At 74.3% G+C, this 17,305-nt stretch carries 12 protein-coding genes and 1 pseudogene; 4 read left to right on the top strand and 9 right to left on the bottom strand.

Annotated elements, in window-relative coordinates:
• Positions 1–70: 70 nt before the first annotated feature.
• The 7 genes from murD to rsmH all read right to left on the bottom strand — a co-directional run bounded on the left by murD (position 71) and on the right by rsmH (position 9,340).
• Complete coding sequence (murD, locus tag ACFY1P_RS11895) at positions 71–1,519, bottom strand: UDP-N-acetylmuramoyl-L-alanine--D-glutamate ligase (protein WP_361527072.1); 1,449 nt, start codon at positions 1,517–1,519, stop codon at positions 71–73.
• On the bottom strand, positions 1,516–2,580 hold the full coding sequence (gene mraY / locus ACFY1P_RS11890) for a phospho-N-acetylmuramoyl-pentapeptide-transferase (RefSeq protein ID WP_361527074.1): 1,065 nt from the start codon (positions 2,578–2,580) through the stop codon (positions 1,516–1,518). The genes murD and mraY overlap by 4 nt, the downstream gene beginning before the upstream one ends.
• Positions 2,580–4,001 carry a UDP-N-acetylmuramoyl-tripeptide--D-alanyl-D-alanine ligase gene (gene murF / locus ACFY1P_RS11885; RefSeq protein ID WP_390750545.1) on the bottom strand — a complete coding sequence of 474 codons (1,422 nt, stop codon included), beginning with the start codon at positions 3,999–4,001 and terminating at the stop codon, positions 2,580–2,582. Before murF ends, mraY begins: the two co-directional genes overlap by 1 nt.
• A gap of 65 nt (positions 4,002–4,066) precedes the next feature.
• Positions 4,067–5,767, bottom strand: a complete 1,701-nt coding sequence (locus ACFY1P_RS11880) for a UDP-N-acetylmuramoyl-L-alanyl-D-glutamate--2,6-diaminopimelate ligase (protein WP_361527078.1) — start codon at positions 5,765–5,767, stop codon at positions 4,067–4,069.
• A gap of 13 nt (positions 5,768–5,780) precedes the next feature.
• Positions 5,781–7,715: a peptidoglycan D,D-transpeptidase FtsI family protein gene (locus ACFY1P_RS11875; protein ID WP_390750544.1), complete on the bottom strand. Its 1,935-nt coding sequence runs from the start codon at positions 7,713–7,715 to the stop codon at positions 5,781–5,783.
• Positions 7,716–7,793: 78 nt separating this feature from the next.
• Positions 7,794–8,384 carry a septum formation initiator family protein gene (locus tag ACFY1P_RS11870; RefSeq protein ID WP_390750543.1) on the bottom strand — a complete coding sequence of 197 codons (591 nt, stop codon included), beginning with the start codon at positions 8,382–8,384 and terminating at the stop codon, positions 7,794–7,796.
• On the bottom strand, positions 8,381–9,340 hold the full coding sequence (gene rsmH, locus ACFY1P_RS11865) for a 16S rRNA (cytosine(1402)-N(4))-methyltransferase RsmH (protein WP_361527082.1): 960 nt from the start codon (positions 9,338–9,340) through the stop codon (positions 8,381–8,383). The genes ACFY1P_RS11870 and rsmH overlap by 4 nt, the downstream gene beginning before the upstream one ends.
• 421 nt (positions 9,341–9,761) lie before the next feature.
• On the opposite strand from rsmH, the gene ACFY1P_RS11860 reads away from it, so the two are divergent.
• From ACFY1P_RS11860 to ACFY1P_RS11845, 4 genes and pseudogenes are all read left to right on the top strand, one after another.
• Positions 9,762–10,322 carry a carbonic anhydrase gene (locus tag ACFY1P_RS11860; RefSeq protein ID WP_361527084.1) on the top strand — a complete coding sequence of 187 codons (561 nt, stop codon included), beginning with the start codon at positions 9,762–9,764 and terminating at the stop codon, positions 10,320–10,322.
• Positions 10,323–10,472: 150 nt separating this feature from the next.
• Positions 10,473–11,498 (top strand): AAA family ATPase, encoded by a 1,026-nt coding sequence (locus tag ACFY1P_RS11855; RefSeq protein WP_390750542.1) that lies wholly within the window; start codon positions 10,473–10,475, stop codon positions 11,496–11,498.
• A pseudogene (locus ACFY1P_RS11850) lies at positions 11,498–12,853 on the top strand (DUF58 domain-containing protein); the annotation flags it as partial. The gene ACFY1P_RS11855 and the pseudogene ACFY1P_RS11850, both read left to right, overlap by 1 nt.
• A 437-nt stretch (positions 12,854–13,290) precedes the next feature.
• Positions 13,291–15,738, top strand: a complete 2,448-nt coding sequence (locus ACFY1P_RS11845) for a transglutaminaseTgpA domain-containing protein (protein WP_390750541.1) — start codon at positions 13,291–13,293, stop codon at positions 15,736–15,738.
• A gap of 145 nt (positions 15,739–15,883) precedes the next feature.
• On the opposite strand, the gene ACFY1P_RS11840 is transcribed toward ACFY1P_RS11845, so the two are convergent.
• Positions 15,884–16,291 (bottom strand): DUF3040 domain-containing protein, encoded by a 408-nt coding sequence (locus tag ACFY1P_RS11840; protein WP_361527090.1) that lies wholly within the window; start codon positions 16,289–16,291, stop codon positions 15,884–15,886.
• A gap of 239 nt (positions 16,292–16,530) precedes the next feature.
• Complete coding sequence (locus ACFY1P_RS11835) at positions 16,531–17,295, bottom strand: methyltransferase (RefSeq protein WP_361527092.1); 765 nt, start codon at positions 17,293–17,295, stop codon at positions 16,531–16,533.
• Positions 17,296–17,305 lie beyond the last annotated feature (10 nt).

The raw sequence follows: 17,305 nt of genomic DNA, 5'->3' as shown, positions 1-17,305 counted from the left end.
TCTCCGGCGCCGCCCGGTCACGCCGCCGGGGCCCGGACCGGGCCGGTGCCGGGCCGTGGGGACCGTGCGGCTACTGCTCCGTGCCGCGGTCCGGCTCCGGGCCGGCCAGGGCCCGGACCGCCTCGGCGAATGCCTCGCCGCGCTTGTTGTAGTTGACGAACATATCCATCGAGGCGCAGGCCGGGGCCATGAGTACGGTGTCCCCCGGGCCGGCGAGCCGCGCGGCCTCCTGGACCGCCGCGGCCATCGCCCCAGTGTCGGTCCGGTCGAGGTCGACCACCGGGACATCCGGGGCGTGTCGCGCCAGCGCTTGCGCGATCAGGGCCCGGTCGGCGCCGATGAGGACGACGCCGCGCAGCCGCTCGGCGGACCCCGCGACGAGGTCGTCGAAGGTGGCGCCCTTGGCGAGGCCGCCCGCGATCCACACGATCGAGTCGTAGGCCGCCAGGGACGCCTGGGCGGCGTGGGTGTTGGTGGCCTTGGAGTCGTCCACGTAGGCGACGCCGTCGACGTCGGCGACGTGGGCGATGCGATGGGCGTCCGGGCGGAAGGCGCGCAGCCCGTCCCGTACGGCCGCGGGCTGCACCCCGAAGGCACGGGCCAGGGCGGCGGCCGCGAGGGCGTTGGCGATGTTGTGCGGGGCCGCCGGCTTGATGTCGGAGACCTCGGCGAGCTCCTGGGCGTTCTTCTGCCGGTCCGCGACGAAGGCCCGGTCGACGAGGATGCCGTCGACGACGCCGAGCATGGACAGGCCGGGCGGGCCGAGGGTGAAGCCGATGGCGCGGCAGCCCTCCTCGACGTCCGCCTCCATCACCAGCTGCTCGGTGCGGGGGTCGGCCACGTTGTAGACGCAGGCGATCCGGTTGCCCTCGTAGACGCGGCCCTTGTCGGCTGCGTACGCCTGCATGGAGCCGTGCCAGTCGAGGTGGTCGGGCGCGAGGTTGAGGACGGCCGCGGAGTGGGCGCGCACCGAGGGGGCCCAGTGCAGCTGGTAGCTGGAGAGCTCGACGGCGAGGACGTCGTAGGGCTCGTCGGAGAGCACCACGTCGATGATCGGGGTGCCGATGTTGCCCACCGCGGCGGTGCGCAGGCCGGCGGCCTCCAGGATGGAGGCGAGCATCTGGACGGTCGTGGTCTTGCCGTTGGTGCCGGTGACCGCGAGCCACGGCGCGGCGTCCTCGCCGCGCAGCCGCCAGGCGATCTCAACGTCGCCGACCACGTCGACGCCCGCCTCGGCCGCGGCCGCGAAGAGCGGGCTGCCGGGCTTCCAGCCGGGCGAGGTGACGACCAGTTCGGTGCCCTCGGGCAGGGTGGTGGCGTCCGCGAGGCGGACGGTGATGCCCCGCGCCTCAAGCTCGGCGGCGCTCTTGCGCAGCGCCTCGCTGTCGCCGCCGTCGACGACGGTCACCCGGGCGCCGAGACCGGCCAGGGCGCGGGCGGCGCTGACGCCGCTCACGCCGAGGCCGGCGACGGTGATGTGCTTGCCGGTCCAGTCCGTGCTGTTCTGGGCGGGGGTCACTTGATGGCCAACCATCCGGCGTAGAAGATTCCGAGTCCGACGGCGACGCACAGGCCCTGGATGATCCAGAACCTGACGACCACAAGGACTTCGCTCCACCCCTTGAGTTCGAAGTGGTGCTGGAGCGGGGCCATGCGGAAGACGCGCTTCCCGGTCATGCGGAAGGAGCCGACCTGGATCACGACGGACATGGTGATGAGGACGAACAGGCCGCCCAGGAGGGCCAGCAGCAGCTCGGTGCGGGAGCAGATCGCGAGGCCCGCGAGCGCGCCGCCGAGGGCCAGCGAGCCGGTGTCACCCATGAAGATCTTGGCGGGCGAGGTGTTCCACCACAGGAAGCCGAAGCAGGAGCCCATCAGGGCCGAGGCGACGACGGCCAGGTCGAGCGGGTCGCGCACTTCGTAACAGGCCGCGTCGGCGGTCACCGAGTTGCCGCACCACTGGCCGTGCTGCCAGGTGCCGATGAAGACGTACGCGCCGAAGACCATCACGGAGGCGCCGGTGGCGAGGCCGTCGAGGCCGTCGGTGAGGTTCACGCCGTTCGACATCGCGAGGATCATGAACAGCGCCCACACCACGAAGATGACCGGGCCGATGGACCAGCCGAAGTCCTGGGTGAAGGAGAGCCGGGTGGAGGCCGGGGTCTGGCCGCGGGTGTCCGCGAACTGGAGCGCCAGCACGGCGAAGGCGATGCCGACGATCAGCTGGCCGGCCATCTTCGCCTTGGCGCGCAGGCCCAGGCTCCGCTGCTTGACGATCTTGATGTAGTCGTCGAGGAAGCCGACGAGGCCCATGCCCGCCGTCAGGAAGAGCACCAGCAGGCCCGACGTCGTCGGCTCCTTGCTGGTGATGACCTTGGTGACGGCGTATGCGATGAGCGTGGCCAGGATGAAGGCGATGCCACCCATGGTGGGCGTGCCCTTCTTCCCGGCGTGCCCGCGGGGGCCGTCGTCACGGATGAACTGGCCGTAGCCCTTGCGGGCCAGGAACTTGATCAGCAGCGGGGTGCCGACCAGGGTCAGGAAGAGACCGATGACACCCGCGAAGAGGATCTGGTTCATCAGCGGGCACCCTCGCCCTCGCCGGCGAGCAGCGCCGCCGCGACCCGCTCCAGCCCCGCCGACCTGGACGCCTTCAACAGCACGACGTCACCCGGTCGCAGCTCGCTGCGCAACAGGTCGACCGCCGCCTGCGCGTCGGACACGTGCACCGACTCCTCACCCCACGAACCCTCGTTATAGGCGCCCATCTGCAGCCAGGCCGCTTCCCTGCCCCCGACTGCCACGAGCTTGCTGACGTTGAGCCGGACGGCGAGCCGTCCGACCGCGTCGTGCTCGGCGAGCGCGTCGTCACCGAGCTCGGCCATCTGACCGAGCACGGCCCACGTGCGGCCCCCCCTCGCCGTGGCGGCCTGTCCCATGGCGGCCAGCGCGCGCAGCGCGGCTCGCATGGATTCGGGGTTCGCGTTGTAGGCGTCGTTGACGATCGTCACGCCGTCCGCACGCTCGGTGACCTCCATCCGCCAGCGGGAGAGCTGGCCGGCCTCGGAAAGCGCGGTGGCGATCCGGTGCGCGGGCATGCCCAGCTCATGGGCGACGGCGGCGGCGGCGAGCGCGTTCGACACGTGGTGCTCACCGTACAGCCGCATGGTCACGTCCCCGCACCCGGTGGGTGTGTGAAGCGTGAAGGCGGGCTGTCCGGTCGCGGTGAGGCGGACGTCCTCGGCGCGCACGTCGGCGTCGGCCGCCTCGCCGAAGAGGAGGACGCGGGCCTTGGTGCGGGCGCTCATCGCGCGGACCAGCGGGTCGTCGGCGTTGAGCACGGCGACGCCGCCCTCCGCGGCCGGCGGCAGCACCTCGACCAGCTCGCCCTTGGCCTGGGCGATCTGCTCCCGGCCGCCGAACTCGCCGATGTGGGCGGTGCCGACGTTCAGCACGAGGCCGATGCGCGGCGGGGTGAGCTCGGCGAGGTAGCGGATGTGGCCGATGCCGCGGGCGCCCATCTCCAGGACGAGGTGGCGGGTGTCCTCGTCCGCGCGCAGCGCGGTGAGGGGCAGGCCGATCTCGTTGTTGAAGTTGCCGGGCGGGCCGACGGTGGGGCCGAGGCGCTCCAGGAGCTGCGCGATGAGGTCCTTGGTGCTGGTCTTGCCCGCGGAGCCGGTGAGGGCGACGACGGTGGCGTCGAGCCGCTCCACGACGGCGCGCGCGAGCGTGCCGAGGGCGGCCACCACGTCGTCGACGACGATGGCGGGGACGCCGACGGGCCGGGCGGCCAGCACGGCCACCGCGCCCGCGGCGACCGCGCGCTCGGCGAAGTCGTGGCCGTCGACGTTGTCGCCGGGCAGGGCGGCGAAGAGGCTGCCGGGGCGTACCTCACGGGAGTCGATCACGACCGGGCCGTCGGCCGTGCGGCCCGGGTCCGGTATGTCGTGCTGCTGCCCGCCGACAATGGCGGCGATCTCGGCGAGGGACAGAGCGATCACTGGGAATTACCTCCGTCCGTTCGGGAGTGCTGCCGGGGGGAGGGTTGTGCGCGCATGGCGGTCTGTCATCCCTGGTCGTTCCGGTGCGTGGGGGCCGCGTGGCGGCGCTCGATGGCCTCGCGCAGCACCAGGCGGTCGTCGAAGGGCCGGACGACTCCGGCGATGTCCTGGCCCTGTTCGTGACCCTTGCCCAGGACGACGACGGTGTCGCCGGCTTCGGCGCGGGCGACCGCGGCGGCGATGGCGTCGGCGCGCTCCTCCGCGAGGAGGACCGTGCCGCGCTCGTGGGCGGGCACCTCGGCGGCGCCCGCGAGCATGGTGGCGAGGATCGCGAGGGGATCCTCGGAGCGGGGGTTGTCGGAGGTCAGCACGGCGGTGTCGGCGAGCCGGGCCAGCGCGGCGCCCATGGGGGCGCGCTTGGTGGTGTCGCGGTCGCCGCCGCAGCCGAGCACGGCGTGGATCCGGCCGGTGCCGGCCTTGCGCAGGGCGCGGAGAACCGATTCGACGGCGTCCGTCTTATGCGCGTAGTCGACGACGGCCAGATAGGGCTGGCCCGCGTCCACGCGCTCCAGCCGGCCCGGGACGCCGGGTACGGCGGCGACGCCGTCGGCGGCGGCCTGCGGGTCGACCCCGGCGACGACGAGGGCGGTGACGGCGGCGAGGGCGTTGGCGACGTTGAAGGGGCCGGCCAGCGGGGAGCGGGCCCGTACGGACTCGCCGTTCGGGCCGAGGACGGTGAAGACCGAGTCGAAGGGGCCGATCTCGACGTCCGCCGCGCGCCAGTCGGCGTCGGGGTGGCCCTCGGCGGAGAAGGTGACCACGGGGACCTCGGAGGCGCCCTCGGCGAGGCGGCGGCCGTACTCGTCGTCGAGGTTGACGACGCCGGTGCGGCTGCGGGCCTTGGTGAAGAGCTCCGCCTTGGCCTGGAAGTAGTCCTCCATGCCGGAGTGGAACTCCATGTGCTCCGGGCTGAGGTTGTTGAAGACCGCGACGTCGAAGACGCAGCCGTCGACCCGGCCGAGCACCAGGGCGTGGCTGGAGACCTCCATGGCGACCGAGCGGACGCCGCGCTCGCGCATCACCGCGAAGAGCGCCTGGAGGTCGGTGGCCTCGGGCGTGGTGCGCTCGGACTTGATGCGCTCGTCGCCGATGCGGGACTCGACCGTGCCGATGAGGCCGGTGAGGCCGCCGAGGGCCTTGAGGCCGCCTTCGATGAGGTACGCGGTGGTGGTCTTGCCCGAGGTGCCGGTGATGCCGATCTGGAGCAGGTCGTGGCCCGGCTGGCCGTAGATCGTCGCCGCGAGCTCACCCATCCGGCCGCGCGGGTCGTCGACCGTGAGCACGGGCAGGCCGGTGGCGGCCGCGCGCTCGGCGCCCGCCGGGTCGGTCAGCACGGCCGCCGCGCCGAGGCCGGCGGCCTGGGCGGCGAAGTCCGCGCCGTGGAAGCGGGCGCCGGGCAGGGCGGCGTAGACGTCGCCCCGGCGCACGGCCCGCGAGTCGTGCGTGATGCCGGTGACGGCCGCGCCGGGCGCCTCGGGAGCGGGGATGCCCAGCTGACCGGCCAGCTCCGTGAGGGGCACGGGGCGGACCTGGGTGGGGCGGGGCGCTCCCGGCTGTACGGGCTGCACGGCGGGGGCGTCCTTGGGGCTGGTGTGGGACTGATCAGCGTGGGGCACGGCGGTGAGCGTACCGGGCGCACCCGCCCCGTCGCGAAGCGAGGGGCGCACCGCGCCGCGGTTCCCGTGATCCGTAGTGATCGTCGTCACGCCAGGCTCCGGGTCACTGGCCGTCGTAGCTCACCGGCAGCCGCGGGGGCTCGGTGCCGGACGGCGGTACCTGGAGGGTCTTGAGCGCGAACTCCATCACCTGCTTGTAGACGGGACCGCAGATCTGGCCGCCGAAGTAACTGCCCTTGGTGGGGTTCTGGATGGCGCAGTAGACGGTGATCCGGGGCTGGTCGGCGGGGGCGAAGCCGGCGAAGGAGGCGGTGTAGCCGTGGTAGCGGCCGGTCCGCGGATCCACCCGGTTGGAGGTGCCGGTCTTGCCCGCGACGCGGTAGCCGGGGATCTTCGCCTTCGTCCCGGTGCCCTCCCGGTCGTCGACGACGGACTCCAGCATGGTGGTCAGCTCCCGGGCGGTCTTCTCGCTGACGACGCGGGTCCGGTCCGGCGCCGGGGCGGGGGTGAAGCGGCCGTCGGGGCCCTTGGTGCCGCGCACGAGGGTGGGCTGCACGCGCTGCCCGCCGCCCGCGATCGTGGAGTAGACGGAGGCGGCCTGGACGGCGTTCAGGGACAGGCCCTGGCCGAAGGGGATCGTGTACTGCTGCGATTCACTCCATTTGCCCGCCTTCGCCAGGATGCCCGGGGTCTCCCCGGGGAAGCCGAGGCCGGTGGGCGAGCCGATGCCGAACTTCCGCAGGTAGGAGTCGAGCACCTCGTTGGCCTGCGCCTGGGTGGAGCCGAGCCGTTCGGCGGCGAGGATCGTGCCGATGTTGCTGGACTTGGCGAGCACGCCGTTGAGCGTGAGGTGCCAGGTGGCGTGGTCGATGTCGTCGGCGAAGGACCGGTCGGCGCGCAGCAGCCGGTTCGGCACCTCCACGCGGGTGTCCGGGGCGGCCTTGCCCTCCTCCAGGACGGCCGCCATGGTCATCACCTTGCTGACGCTGCCCGGTTCGTAGGCGTCCTGCAGGGCGGCGTTGCCGAGGGCGGCGCGGTCGGCGTGGGCGAGGTCGTTGGGGTCGTAGCCGGGGGCGTTGGCCATCGCCAGGATCTCGCCGGTGCGGGTGTCCTGGACGACGACGTAGCCGCGGTCCGCCTGCGACTCCTGCACCTGCTGGGTGATGGCGTTCTGCGCCGCCCACTGGATGTCCCGGTCGATGGTCAGCTCGATGTCGGAGCCGGGCACGGCGGGCTGTTCCTTGACGTCGCCGGTGGGCACCTGGCGGCCGCCGGACTGGGCGTAGACGAGCTTGCCGTCCCGGCCCGCGAGCTCCTTGTCCAGCTGCGCCTCGATGCCGCCGCCGCCCCGGCCGCCGGCGTTGACGAAGCCCAGTATCCCGGCGGCGAGGGTGCCGTTGGGGTAGACGCGCTTGCTGTGCGGTTCGCGGTTGATGCCCGCGAGGACGTCGGCGCCCTTCTTCTTCGCCGCCTGCTGCGCGGAGGTCTTCTTCAGCTCCTTGATCCGGTTCCAGACCTGGGGGCTCTGCTGGCGGGCGAGGACGACGTATTTCGAGCGGGGGTTGGCGGTGAGCTTCTGCTCCAGGACCGCGGGCCGCTCGTCGAGGACCGGGGCCAGCAGTCCGGCGGCCTTCCGGGCGGCGCCGTCGGCCTTGATCCGCTCGGGGGTCAGCAGGTCGGGCGCGGCGGTGATGTCGTACGCGTCGACGGTGGTGGCCAGGTCCACGCCGGTGCGGTCGGTGATGGCACCGCGCTCGGCGGCCAGGGTGACCGGGATGTAGCGGTTGACGTTGGCGCGGGCCGCGTACGCGCTCGCGTCGACGGCCTGCACCTGGAGGAGCCGCACGGTGAAGGCGAGCAGGACGAGGGTGAGCCCGAAGCCGACCAGCCGCAGCCGGGGGCGCGGGCTGCCGAGCCGGAGGGACTGCGTCCCGGCGCGGGGGCGGGGCGGGCGGGCGGCGGGGCGCGCGGGGCCGGGGACGTTCCGGCGGGCGGCACCGGACTGCCGGGGCGGTCTGGGGTTCCTGGGGGCGCTCATGACGCACCGGCCGTGGCTTCGGCCCGCGCCGGCTGCGGGGAGCGCGGGGGCAGGCCCCCGGGGGTAAGCGGCACAGCGTCACCTGCCGGTGGTCGGAGCGGTCTTCTCTGCCGTGGGGGCGGGGGGCGCGGGCAGGGGCCCGGCGCCGGGGAGGTTCGGAGCGTGCGGCGGCGCGCCCAAGCCCACGGCCGGGGCGGGCTGGGCGCTGGGGGGAGGCTTCGGGCCGGGGGCCTGGACCGGCGCGGGGGCGGGCGCGGGCGCGGGGCGGGGCCCGGGGGCCAGCTGGGTGGTGAGGTCCGCGGGGTCCTGCTGGCCGGCCGGGGCCGGCGAGCCGCGGACGGTGCCGTCCGGGCCGAGGAAGGCGGGGGTGCCGCCGGGGATCATGCCGAGCTTCCGGGCGCGGCGCTCCAGGGCGTCGGGGGCGGCGAGCCGGTCGACCTCCTGCTGGAGCGCCTGCTGCTCGTCGGTGAGCTCGGTGGTCTTGCGCTGGAGCTTGGTGAGCTCGAAGGAGCCCTGGTTGAGCGCGGAGTTGAGCACCAGCAGCGAGATCAGCCCGGAGCCGAGCAGCACCACCACGAGGAAGACGAACGGGGTGCGCTTCGCCCCGGCCGGGCCCGCTGCCCGCAGCCGGCCGAGCCGGGTGCCCCGGCCGCGGGCGGCGGGCGTCACGGGGCGTCCTCCCTGATGCGTTCGGCACCCCGCAGCCGGGCGGGGGCGGCGCGCCGGTTCTCGGCGACCTCCTCCTCGGTCGGCAGCTCCGCGCCGCGGGTGAGCAGCTTCAGCCGGGGCTGGTACCGCTCGGGCACCACGGGCAGCCCGGGGGGCGCGGTGGTGGCGGCACCGGCCGCGAAGACCTGCTTGACGATGCGGTCCTCCAGCGACTGGTAGGACAGCACGGCGATCCGCCCGCCGACCGCGAGGGCCCCGACGGCGGCCGGGATGGCCTCCTCGACGCTGGCCAGCTCGGCGTTGACCTCGATGCGCAGGGCCTGGAAGGTGCGCTTGGCGGGGTTGCCGCCGGTGCGCTTGGCGGCCTGCGGCAGGGAGTCGCGGATCAGCTCGACGAGCCGGGCGCTGTTGCTGAACGGCTCCTTCTCGCGCTCGCGGACGATGGCCGAGACGATCCGCTTGGCCTGCTTCTCCTCGCCGTACGCGCGCAGGATGCGCACCAGTTCGCCGGGCGCGTAGGTGTTGAGGACCTCGGCGGCGCTGATGCCCGTCGTCTGGTCCATGCGCATGTCCAGCGGCGCGTCCTGGGCGTAGGCGAAGCCGCGGTCGGCCTCGTCGAGCTGCATGGAGGAGACGCCGAGGTCGAAGAGGACGCCCTGGACCTTGGGGATGCCGAGCCGCTTCAGCACGTCGGGCAGCTCGTGGTAGACGGCGCGGACGAGGGTGGCGCGGTCGCCGTAGGGGGCCAGCCGCTCACCGGCGAGGGCGAGGGCGGTGGGGTCGCGGTCGAGGGCGACGAGGCGGGCCTCGGGGAACCGCGCGAGCAGCGCCTCGCTGTGCCCGCCGGCGCCGAGGGTGCAGTCGACGACGACGGCACCGGGCTCGGTGAGGGCGGGAGCGAGCATGTCCAGGCAGCGCTGGAGCATGACGGGGACGTGTCGCGCGTTGCTGCTCATGCGCCCTTCTGAGAATTCGGCGGGCACGGGCGTACGTACCGCCGGGTCCCCGCCCGCCCCAAGGGGAAGCGGCCGGATCCGGCACCGGGGAAGTGGCGCCGGACGACCGGGGAGCGGGAGGAGGCCGAGAGGTACGTTCGCGTCGCGCCGTTGCGGGTATTCGGTTCCAAGGGGAGCGTCGGGCCTCCCACTTCGCGCCACTTTAGTCCACTCGTCCCCCTGGTCAATCAACCGGCCAGCGCGTCCCGGCGGCGGTGCGCGGGCGGCGGGAAGCGGTCGGCGGATCATGGTCCGGGCCCCTCTCACCCGTATGGCGGCACGGCCGGCGGCCTTGTGGCTTACCTCACAGAAGGGCATGTGAGCGGCCTTTTTACCGAAGTGGGACGGGCCTGCGGGCCGTCGGCCGACTAACGTCGTTCACATGTCGATATCCGCGTCCCAGCCGACGCCCGGGAACTCCGCCGGCGTCCGTGCCCACGAACCGGCCACCGTCACCGACCGTCTCGTTCAGGCCAATGCCGAGTACGCCTCCGCCTTCACCGACCCCGGGATGGACGCCCGCCCGGTCCTCAAGGTCGCGGTCGTCGCCTGCATGGACGCCCGGCTCGACCTGCACGCCGCGCTCGGCCTGGAGCTCGGCGACTGCCACACCATCCGCAACGCGGGCGGCGTGGTCACCGACGACATCATCCGCTCGCTGACGATCAGCCAGCGCGCGCTGGGCACCCGCTCGGTGGTGCTCATCCACCACACCAACTGCGGTCTGCTGACCCTCACCGAGGACTTCCGGCACGAGATCGAGGCCGAGGTCGGCCAGCGCCCCGCCTGGGCGGTGGAGGCGTTCAAGGACCTGGACCAGGACGTCCGCCAGTCCATGCAGCGGGTGCGGACCTCGCCGTTCCTGCCGCACACCGACGACGTGCGGGGCTTCGTCTTCGACGTGACGACGGGTCTGCTACGGGAGATCGACCCACGGCACTGAGTTATCCACAGGCGGTGACGGATCGCCGCCCGGACGGCCAGAATGCCTACATGGAAGCCGCCTCCGCACCACGGGCGCGGTGACCGAATGCCGGGGTGGGCCGGGTCCGTGAAGCGGGCGCGGCCCACGGGACGGGCCGAGGAGGGCCGGGTGACGACCTATGAAGAGCGAGCGAGCCTCAGCGATCTGACCACCACCGCCGAGCGGGTGCACCGGGCGGTCGAGGGTGTGATCGAGGGCAAGCCGGAGGTCGTACGGCTCTCGCTGACCGTGCTGCTCGCCGAGGGGCACCTGCTGATCGAGGATGTGCCGGGGGTGGGCAAGACCATGCTCGCCAAGGCCCTCGCCCGGTCGATCGACTGCTCGGTCCGGCGCATCCAGTTCACGCCGGACCTGCTCCCGTCCGACATCACGGGAGTGAGCGTCTTCGACCAGCAGCGGCGGGACTTCGAGTTCAAGCCGGGCGCGATCTTCGCCCAGATCGTCATCGGCGACGAGATCAACCGCGCCTCCCCCAAGACCCAGTCGGCCCTGCTGGAGTCGATGGAGGAGGGACAGGTCACCGTCGACGGGCACACCTATGAACTGCCCGCCCCCTTCATGGTGGTGGCCACGCAGAACCCGGTCGAGATGGAGGGCACCTATCCGCTGCCCGAGGCGCAGCGCGACCGCTTCATGGCCCGCGTCTCGATGGGCTATCCGAGCCCCGAGGCCGAGCTGCGGATGCTGGACACCCACGGCGTGCTGCCCCCGCTCGACGACCTCCAGCCCGTCGCGCACGCCCACGACATCATCAAGCTGGTCGACGCGGTCCGTGCGGTGCACGTCGCCGATCCCGTCCGGCGTTACGCGGTGGATCTGGTCACCGCGACCCGCCACCACCCCGATCTCAGACTGGGCGCCTCCCCGAGAGCGACGCTGCACCTGGTGCGGGCGGCGAAGGCGGCGGCGGCCATGGCCGGCCGGGAGTTCGTCCTCCCCGACGACGTGCAGGCCCTGGCCGTGGCGGTGCTCGCGCACCGGCTGCTGCCCACCGCCCAGGCCCAGCTGAACCGGCGCACGGCCGAGCAGGTCGTCTTCGAGATCCTCCAGCGCACCCCGGTGCCCGACCTGTCCACGCAGGCATGGGGGCAGCAGCCGCACGGCCTTCATCAGCCGGGCACGCGGAGGCTGTGATGTCCTCGGGGGAAGCGGGCCCGCGGCCCGGCGGCGGGGGCGGGCTGTGGGTGTCCCTCGGCGGGCTGACCACCCGCGGCCGCTCCTTCCTCGCCGCGGGCATCGCGGCGGCGGCCTGTTCCTATGTCCTGGGCCAGTCCGACCTGCTGCGCGTCGGGCTGCTGCTCACGGTGCTGCCCCTGGTGTGCGTGATCGTGCTGCACGGCACCCGCCACCGGGTCACCGGCAGCCGGAGGCTGTCCCCGTCCCGGGTGCACGCCGGCTCCGAGGCGCGGGTGCACCTGCGGATCGACAACGTCTCCCGGCTGCCCACCGGCCTGCTGATGCTCCAGGACCGGGTGCCGTACGTCCTGGGGCCGCGCCCCCGCTTCGTGCTGGACCGGGTGGAGCCGGGCGGGCGCCGCGAGGTCTCCTACCGCATCCGGTCCGACCTGCGCGGCCGCTATCCGCTCGGGCCCTTGCAGCTGCGGCTGACGGACCCCTTCGGGATGTGCGAGCTGACCCGCGGCTTCAGCGCCTTCGACACGCTGACCGTCGTGCCGCGCGTCGTCCCCCTGCCGCCGGTGCGCCTGGGCGGCGAGGCCACGGGCTACGGCGACGGCCGCCGCCGCTCGCCCGCCCTGGCCGGCGCGGACGACATCATCCCGCGCGGCTACCGCCACGGCGACGACCTGCGCCGGGTGCACTGGCGCTCCACCGCGCGCTACGGCGAGCTGATGGTGCGCCGCGAGGAGCAGCCCCAGCGGGCCCACTGCACGGTGCTGCTGGACACCCGGGGCATCGCCTTCGACGGCGCGGGGCCCGACTCGCCCTTCGAGTGGGCCGTGTCCGGGGCGGCTTCCGCCGCGGCGCACCTGATGGAGCGCGGGTTCTCGGTGCGGCTGCTCACCGATGCCGGGAGCGTGCTGCCGGACGGCGTGGGCGGGCACTCCGGCTCCTCCCACGACTCCGCGGAGGCGGTGGGTCTGCTGCTCGACACCCTGGCCGTGGTCGACCACTCCGAGGGCGAGAGTCTCGCTCCCGCCCATGAGGCGCTGCGGGGCGGTGGCGGGTTGCTCGTGGCGTTCTTCGGCGACCTGGACGAGCGGCAGACGGCGCTGGCCGGGCAGATGCGCCGCCGCAGCGGCACGGCGGTCGCCTTCGTGCTGGACCGCTCCGCGTGGCCGCAGGACGCCCGCTCCCCGCGGCCCGCGCACAGCACCGAGCAGCGGCTGCGCGCACTGCGCGAGGCGGGCTGGACGGCTCTGGCGGTGAGCCCCGGCGCGTCACTGCCGGAGCTGTGGCGCATGGCAGGCGGACACGGCCCCGGAAGCGCTCCGGGCACCCCGCACGGCACGCCGGGCATGCCTCGGGGTGGGACGGGCGAGCAGCCGGGCGAGGTCTTCCCTGCCGGGGATCCTTCCGGCTTCTCCGGGCAGCCGGGTGGCGGTGCCTTCCCCGCGGGGGGCTCTGCCGGCTTCTCCGGGCGGCCGGGCGGCGATGCTGCCTTCCCTGCCCGGGATTCTGCCGGCCTCTCCCGGCAGCCGGGCGAGGTCTTCCCTGCCGGGGATCCTTCTGACCTCTCCCGGCAGCCGGGCGGCGGTACGGCCGCGGTTCCCGCCTTCCCGGCCGGAGGCTCCGGTCCCGTCGGGCAGCCGGGTGACGGCGCAGCCGCCTTTCCCCCCGGAAGTTCCGGTCACACCGGGCAGCCGGGCGAGGCTACGGCGACCGCCCCCGCCGGGAGACCCCCTGTGCCGCCCATGCCCGCCGTGCCGCCCTGGCCCTTCGGGCCGCCGTCGGCAGGGGGGCGCGGATGAGTGGGAGCGCGCGGCTCGCCGTGTGCGCGGTGGTGGCGACGCTGGCCTCCGCGTGCGCGCTGCTGCCGCTGATCGACACCACCACGTGGATGGTCCAGGCCGCGATCCTGCTCACCGTCCAGAGCGCGGTGGGCGCGCTCGCCCGCCGGGTGCCGCTCGCCAGGCCCCTGACGGTGGCCGTGCAGGCACTGGTCACGCTCGTGCTGCTCACCTTGGTCTTCGCCCGCGCGCAGGCACTCGGCGGGCTGCTGCCGGGGCCGGACGTCTTCCGGGAGTTCGGGCAGCTGCTCCAGGAGGGCTCGGACGACGTCGGGCGGTTCGCCATCCCGGCACCGGCGACGACCGGGATCCGGCTGATGCTGGTCGGGGGCCTGCTGGTGGTCGGCCTGACCGTGGACGCCGTCGCGGTGACCTGGCGCAGCGCGGCGCCCGCGGGGCTGCCGCTGCTCGCGCTCTACTCCATCGCGGCCGGGCTGGCCCAGAGCGGCAAGGACTGGCTGTGGTTCCTGGTGGCGGCGGCCGGCTATCTGCTGCTGCTCCTGGCCGAGGGCCGCGACCGGCTCGCCCGGTGGGGCCGGGTCTTCGGCGGCGGCGCCCGGTCGCCCTCCCCCCGGCTCCTGGCGCCGGGCTCCGGCCCCGCGCTCGCTCCGGTGCGCACCGGCCGCAGGATCGGCGCGCTCGCGCTCGGTATCGCGCTGGCGGTGCCGGCCGTGCTGCCGACGATGGAGGGCGGGCTGCTGGAGCCGCGCGGCCAGGCGGCCGCGTCCGACCGGGAGGACAGCTCCGGCTTCGACGCCGTCCGCCCCCTGGTCACGCTCCGGGACAGCCTCAACCAGCCGGAGAACCGCGAGGTCATGCGCTATCGCACGTCCACGGAGAGCACCCGGGAGATGTATCTGCGCATCGTCGCGCTCGACCGGTTCGACGGCGCGTCCTGGCAGCCGTCCGAGCGCCGCGTCACGGGCCTCCCGGAGGTGCTGCCCACCCCTGCGGGCCTCGCCCCCGGGGTGCGCACGGAGCCGGTGAACACCTCGGTCGCCGCCGCCGGTTCGTACGCGCAGAACTATCTGCCGCTCCCCTATCCCGCCGAGCGGGTCCGCGTGGACGGCCGCTGGCGGTACGAACCGGAGGGCCGCACCGTCGCCGGTGACCGCGGGCAGACCACCCGGGGCGTGCGCTATCAGGTGTCGAGCCTTCTGGTGCAGCCCACGGCCGCGCAGCTGGCGGGAGCCCCGGCGCCGCGCGAGGAGGTGCTGCGGGAGTACACCAAGGTGCCGGGGTCGCTGCCGGAGGTGGTGGGGGCGACGGCCAGGAAGGTGACGGCCGGGTCGGCGAACGCGTACGAGCAGGCCGTCAGGCTCCAGGACTGGTTCGCGGCCGACGGCGGTTTCAGCTACGACACGGAGGTCGCGTCGGGCGGCGGCAGCGATGCCATCGCGAAGTTCCTCGATGCCAAGCGGGGCTTCTGCATCCACTTCTCGTTCTCCATGGCGGCCATGGCGCGAACCCTGGGCATCCCCGCCCGGGTGGCGGTCGGCTTCACCCCGGGCACCCCGCTGCCCGACGGCTCCATGTCGGTCGGCTCCAAGGACGCGCACGCCTGGCCGGAGCTGTATTTCGAGGGCGTCGGCTGGACCCGCTTCGAGCCGACGCCGAGCCGGGGCACGGCCCCCGACTACACCGCGGCGCAGGAGCCGTCCGGCGCCGATCCGGGGGCGCCCGCGCCGCTGCCCGACCGCAGCACCGCGCCGTCGGCACGGCCGCCCGCGGCGAGCGGCTGCACCCCGCAGTTGAAGCGGCTGGGCGAGTGCCCGCCGAACGCCCCCCAGGCCACGGCGGGCGACGGTCACGGCGGCGGGCTGTCGCCGGGGGCGGTGGCGGGCATCGCGGCGGGCGGGCTCGCCGTGCTGGTGCTGCCCCTGCTGCCACTGCTGTGGCGGCGAAGGCTGCGGGCCCGGCGCCTCGCGGGCCCCGGCCGGCAGGCGGAGAGTGCCCGCGCTCCCGCGGAGCCGGGCGCGGAGCACATCCTCGCCGCCTGGGCCGAACTGACCGACTCCGCCTGGGATTACGGCGTCCTGCCCGACGAATCACGCACGCCCCGCAGCGCGGCGGCGCGCATCGTACGGCTTGGTGGGCTGACGGGCGTGGCCGAGGAGTCGGCGCACCGGGTCGCCACCGCGGTGGAGCAGGTGCTGTACGCGCCACGGCCGCGGCCTCCCGCGGGGCTCGCGGAGGATGTGGAGCGCGTACGGGCGGGGCTGCGCTCCTCGGCGCGGCGGCCCGCGCGGCTGCGGGCGGTGCTCGCCCCGCGTTCGGCGGTCCGCCTGGTGTGGGGCCTCTCCCGGCGCCGCACGGCGGCGGCGGGGCGGTTGCGGTCGGGACGGCTGGGCACGGCCTGGCGCCGGGCGGGCGGAGCGCTCCGCACGGCCCGCGGCCAGACTTGACGGTTCGTCAAGAGCGTGGGGGCGGCGGCCCGTAGAGGGATCCGGTGCCCCCGGGGCCCGCGCCGAGGAACGCTCGGCCGGGCAACGACAAAGGGCCAGGACGATTGTCCTGGCCCCACATCACGCCGTTTCGGCGGAAGACTTCTCAGTGACCCTGCTCGTCACGGCGGCGCTGCCACCGCTGCTCGATGCGGTCCATCACGGTGCGACGCTGCCGGGCCTGACCCCGGCCGCCCATTCCCCCCGCCGGGCCGACACCACCACGCTGCGCACCGGGCCGGGGCGCCTTGCGCCAGCCGGTGACGGCCAGTGCCGCGCAGCCCAGCATGACGAGGAATCCCACCACGCTGATCCAGTACTGTCCCGGAATCATCACGCCGGCCATCAGGAGCGCGATGCCCACCAGAAACCCGGCGACCGCCTGGTATACCCGTCGCCGGGTGTACGTGCGCAGGCCGCTGCCCTCGAGCGCTGTCGCGAACTTGGGATCTTCGGCGTACAGCGCTCGCTCCATCTGCTCGAGCATGCGCTGCTCGTGCTCCGAGAGCGGCACGGAGTCCTCCTACTCGTCGGTCGCGGGGGGCGACCGGGGTGCGACCCTTTCAGGATAGGCAGGGAATCGCCCCCGTGAAACCCGCCCCTCTGCGCCAATCCGCCCACCGATGTCGGTGTGGCGATCGGTGGTGTCGGGACGTACATTCCCTCTCCGCCGATGCGCCATGCCAGACGGTGTCCCCCCGATCATACGGGGCGAAGCGGCTGATCGGGTGGCCGGTCACCTACCGCTTGCGGTCAGCCACGCTCAGCCAGTACGTGCAGCTGGGTGGCCACCGAGTGGAAGGCCGGGAGCTCGGCCGCCGCCGCTTCCAGCTGGAGCAGCGCGTCCATGGCGCCGGGCTCGGCGTCCAGCAGCACACCGGGCACCAGGTCGGCGAAGACGCGCACGCCGTGCACCGCTCCGACCTCCAGGCCGGCCGCGGTGACCAGCTCGGAGAGCTGCTCGGCGGTGAACCGGCGGCGGACCGGGTCACCGGCGCCCCACTGCCCCGCCGGGTCGGCGAGCACCTGACGGGCCTCGGTGAAGTGGCCGGCCAGCGCCCGGCCCAGCACGGCGCCGCCGAGGCCCGCGGCCAGCAGGCTGAGGGTGCCGGAGGGGCGGAGCGCCTCGACGACGTTGCGGACGCCTTCCGCGGGCTCCTCGACGTACTCGAGCACGCCGTGGCACAGGACGGCGTCGTAGGCACCGCGCTCGACCACGTCGAAGAGGCCGTGGGTGTCGCCCTGGACACCGCGCACCCGGTCGGCGACCCCGGCCTCGGCGGCCCGGCGCTCCAGCGCGAACAGGGCGTTGGGGCTGGGGTCGACGACGGTGACCCGGTGGCCCAGGCGGGCGACGGGCACGGCGAAGTTGCCGGAGCCGCCACCGGTGTCGAGGACCTCCAGGGCGCCCGTGCCCTCCCGCCCGGCGGCCTTGACCCGGCGGTCCAGGGCGTCCCGCAGGACCTCCCAGACCACGGCGGTACGGAGGGACGCCCGGGGGCGCAGCGGGTCTGACACGGCGGGTGGC

The sequence above is a fragment of the Streptomyces sp. NPDC001407 genome (genome assembly GCF_042895325.1).
Lineage (GTDB): Bacteria > Actinomycetota > Actinomycetes > Streptomycetales > Streptomycetaceae > Streptomyces.
Note: the sequence above shows the minus strand (reverse complement) of the source record. Positions and strands in the feature narration are given on the sequence as shown.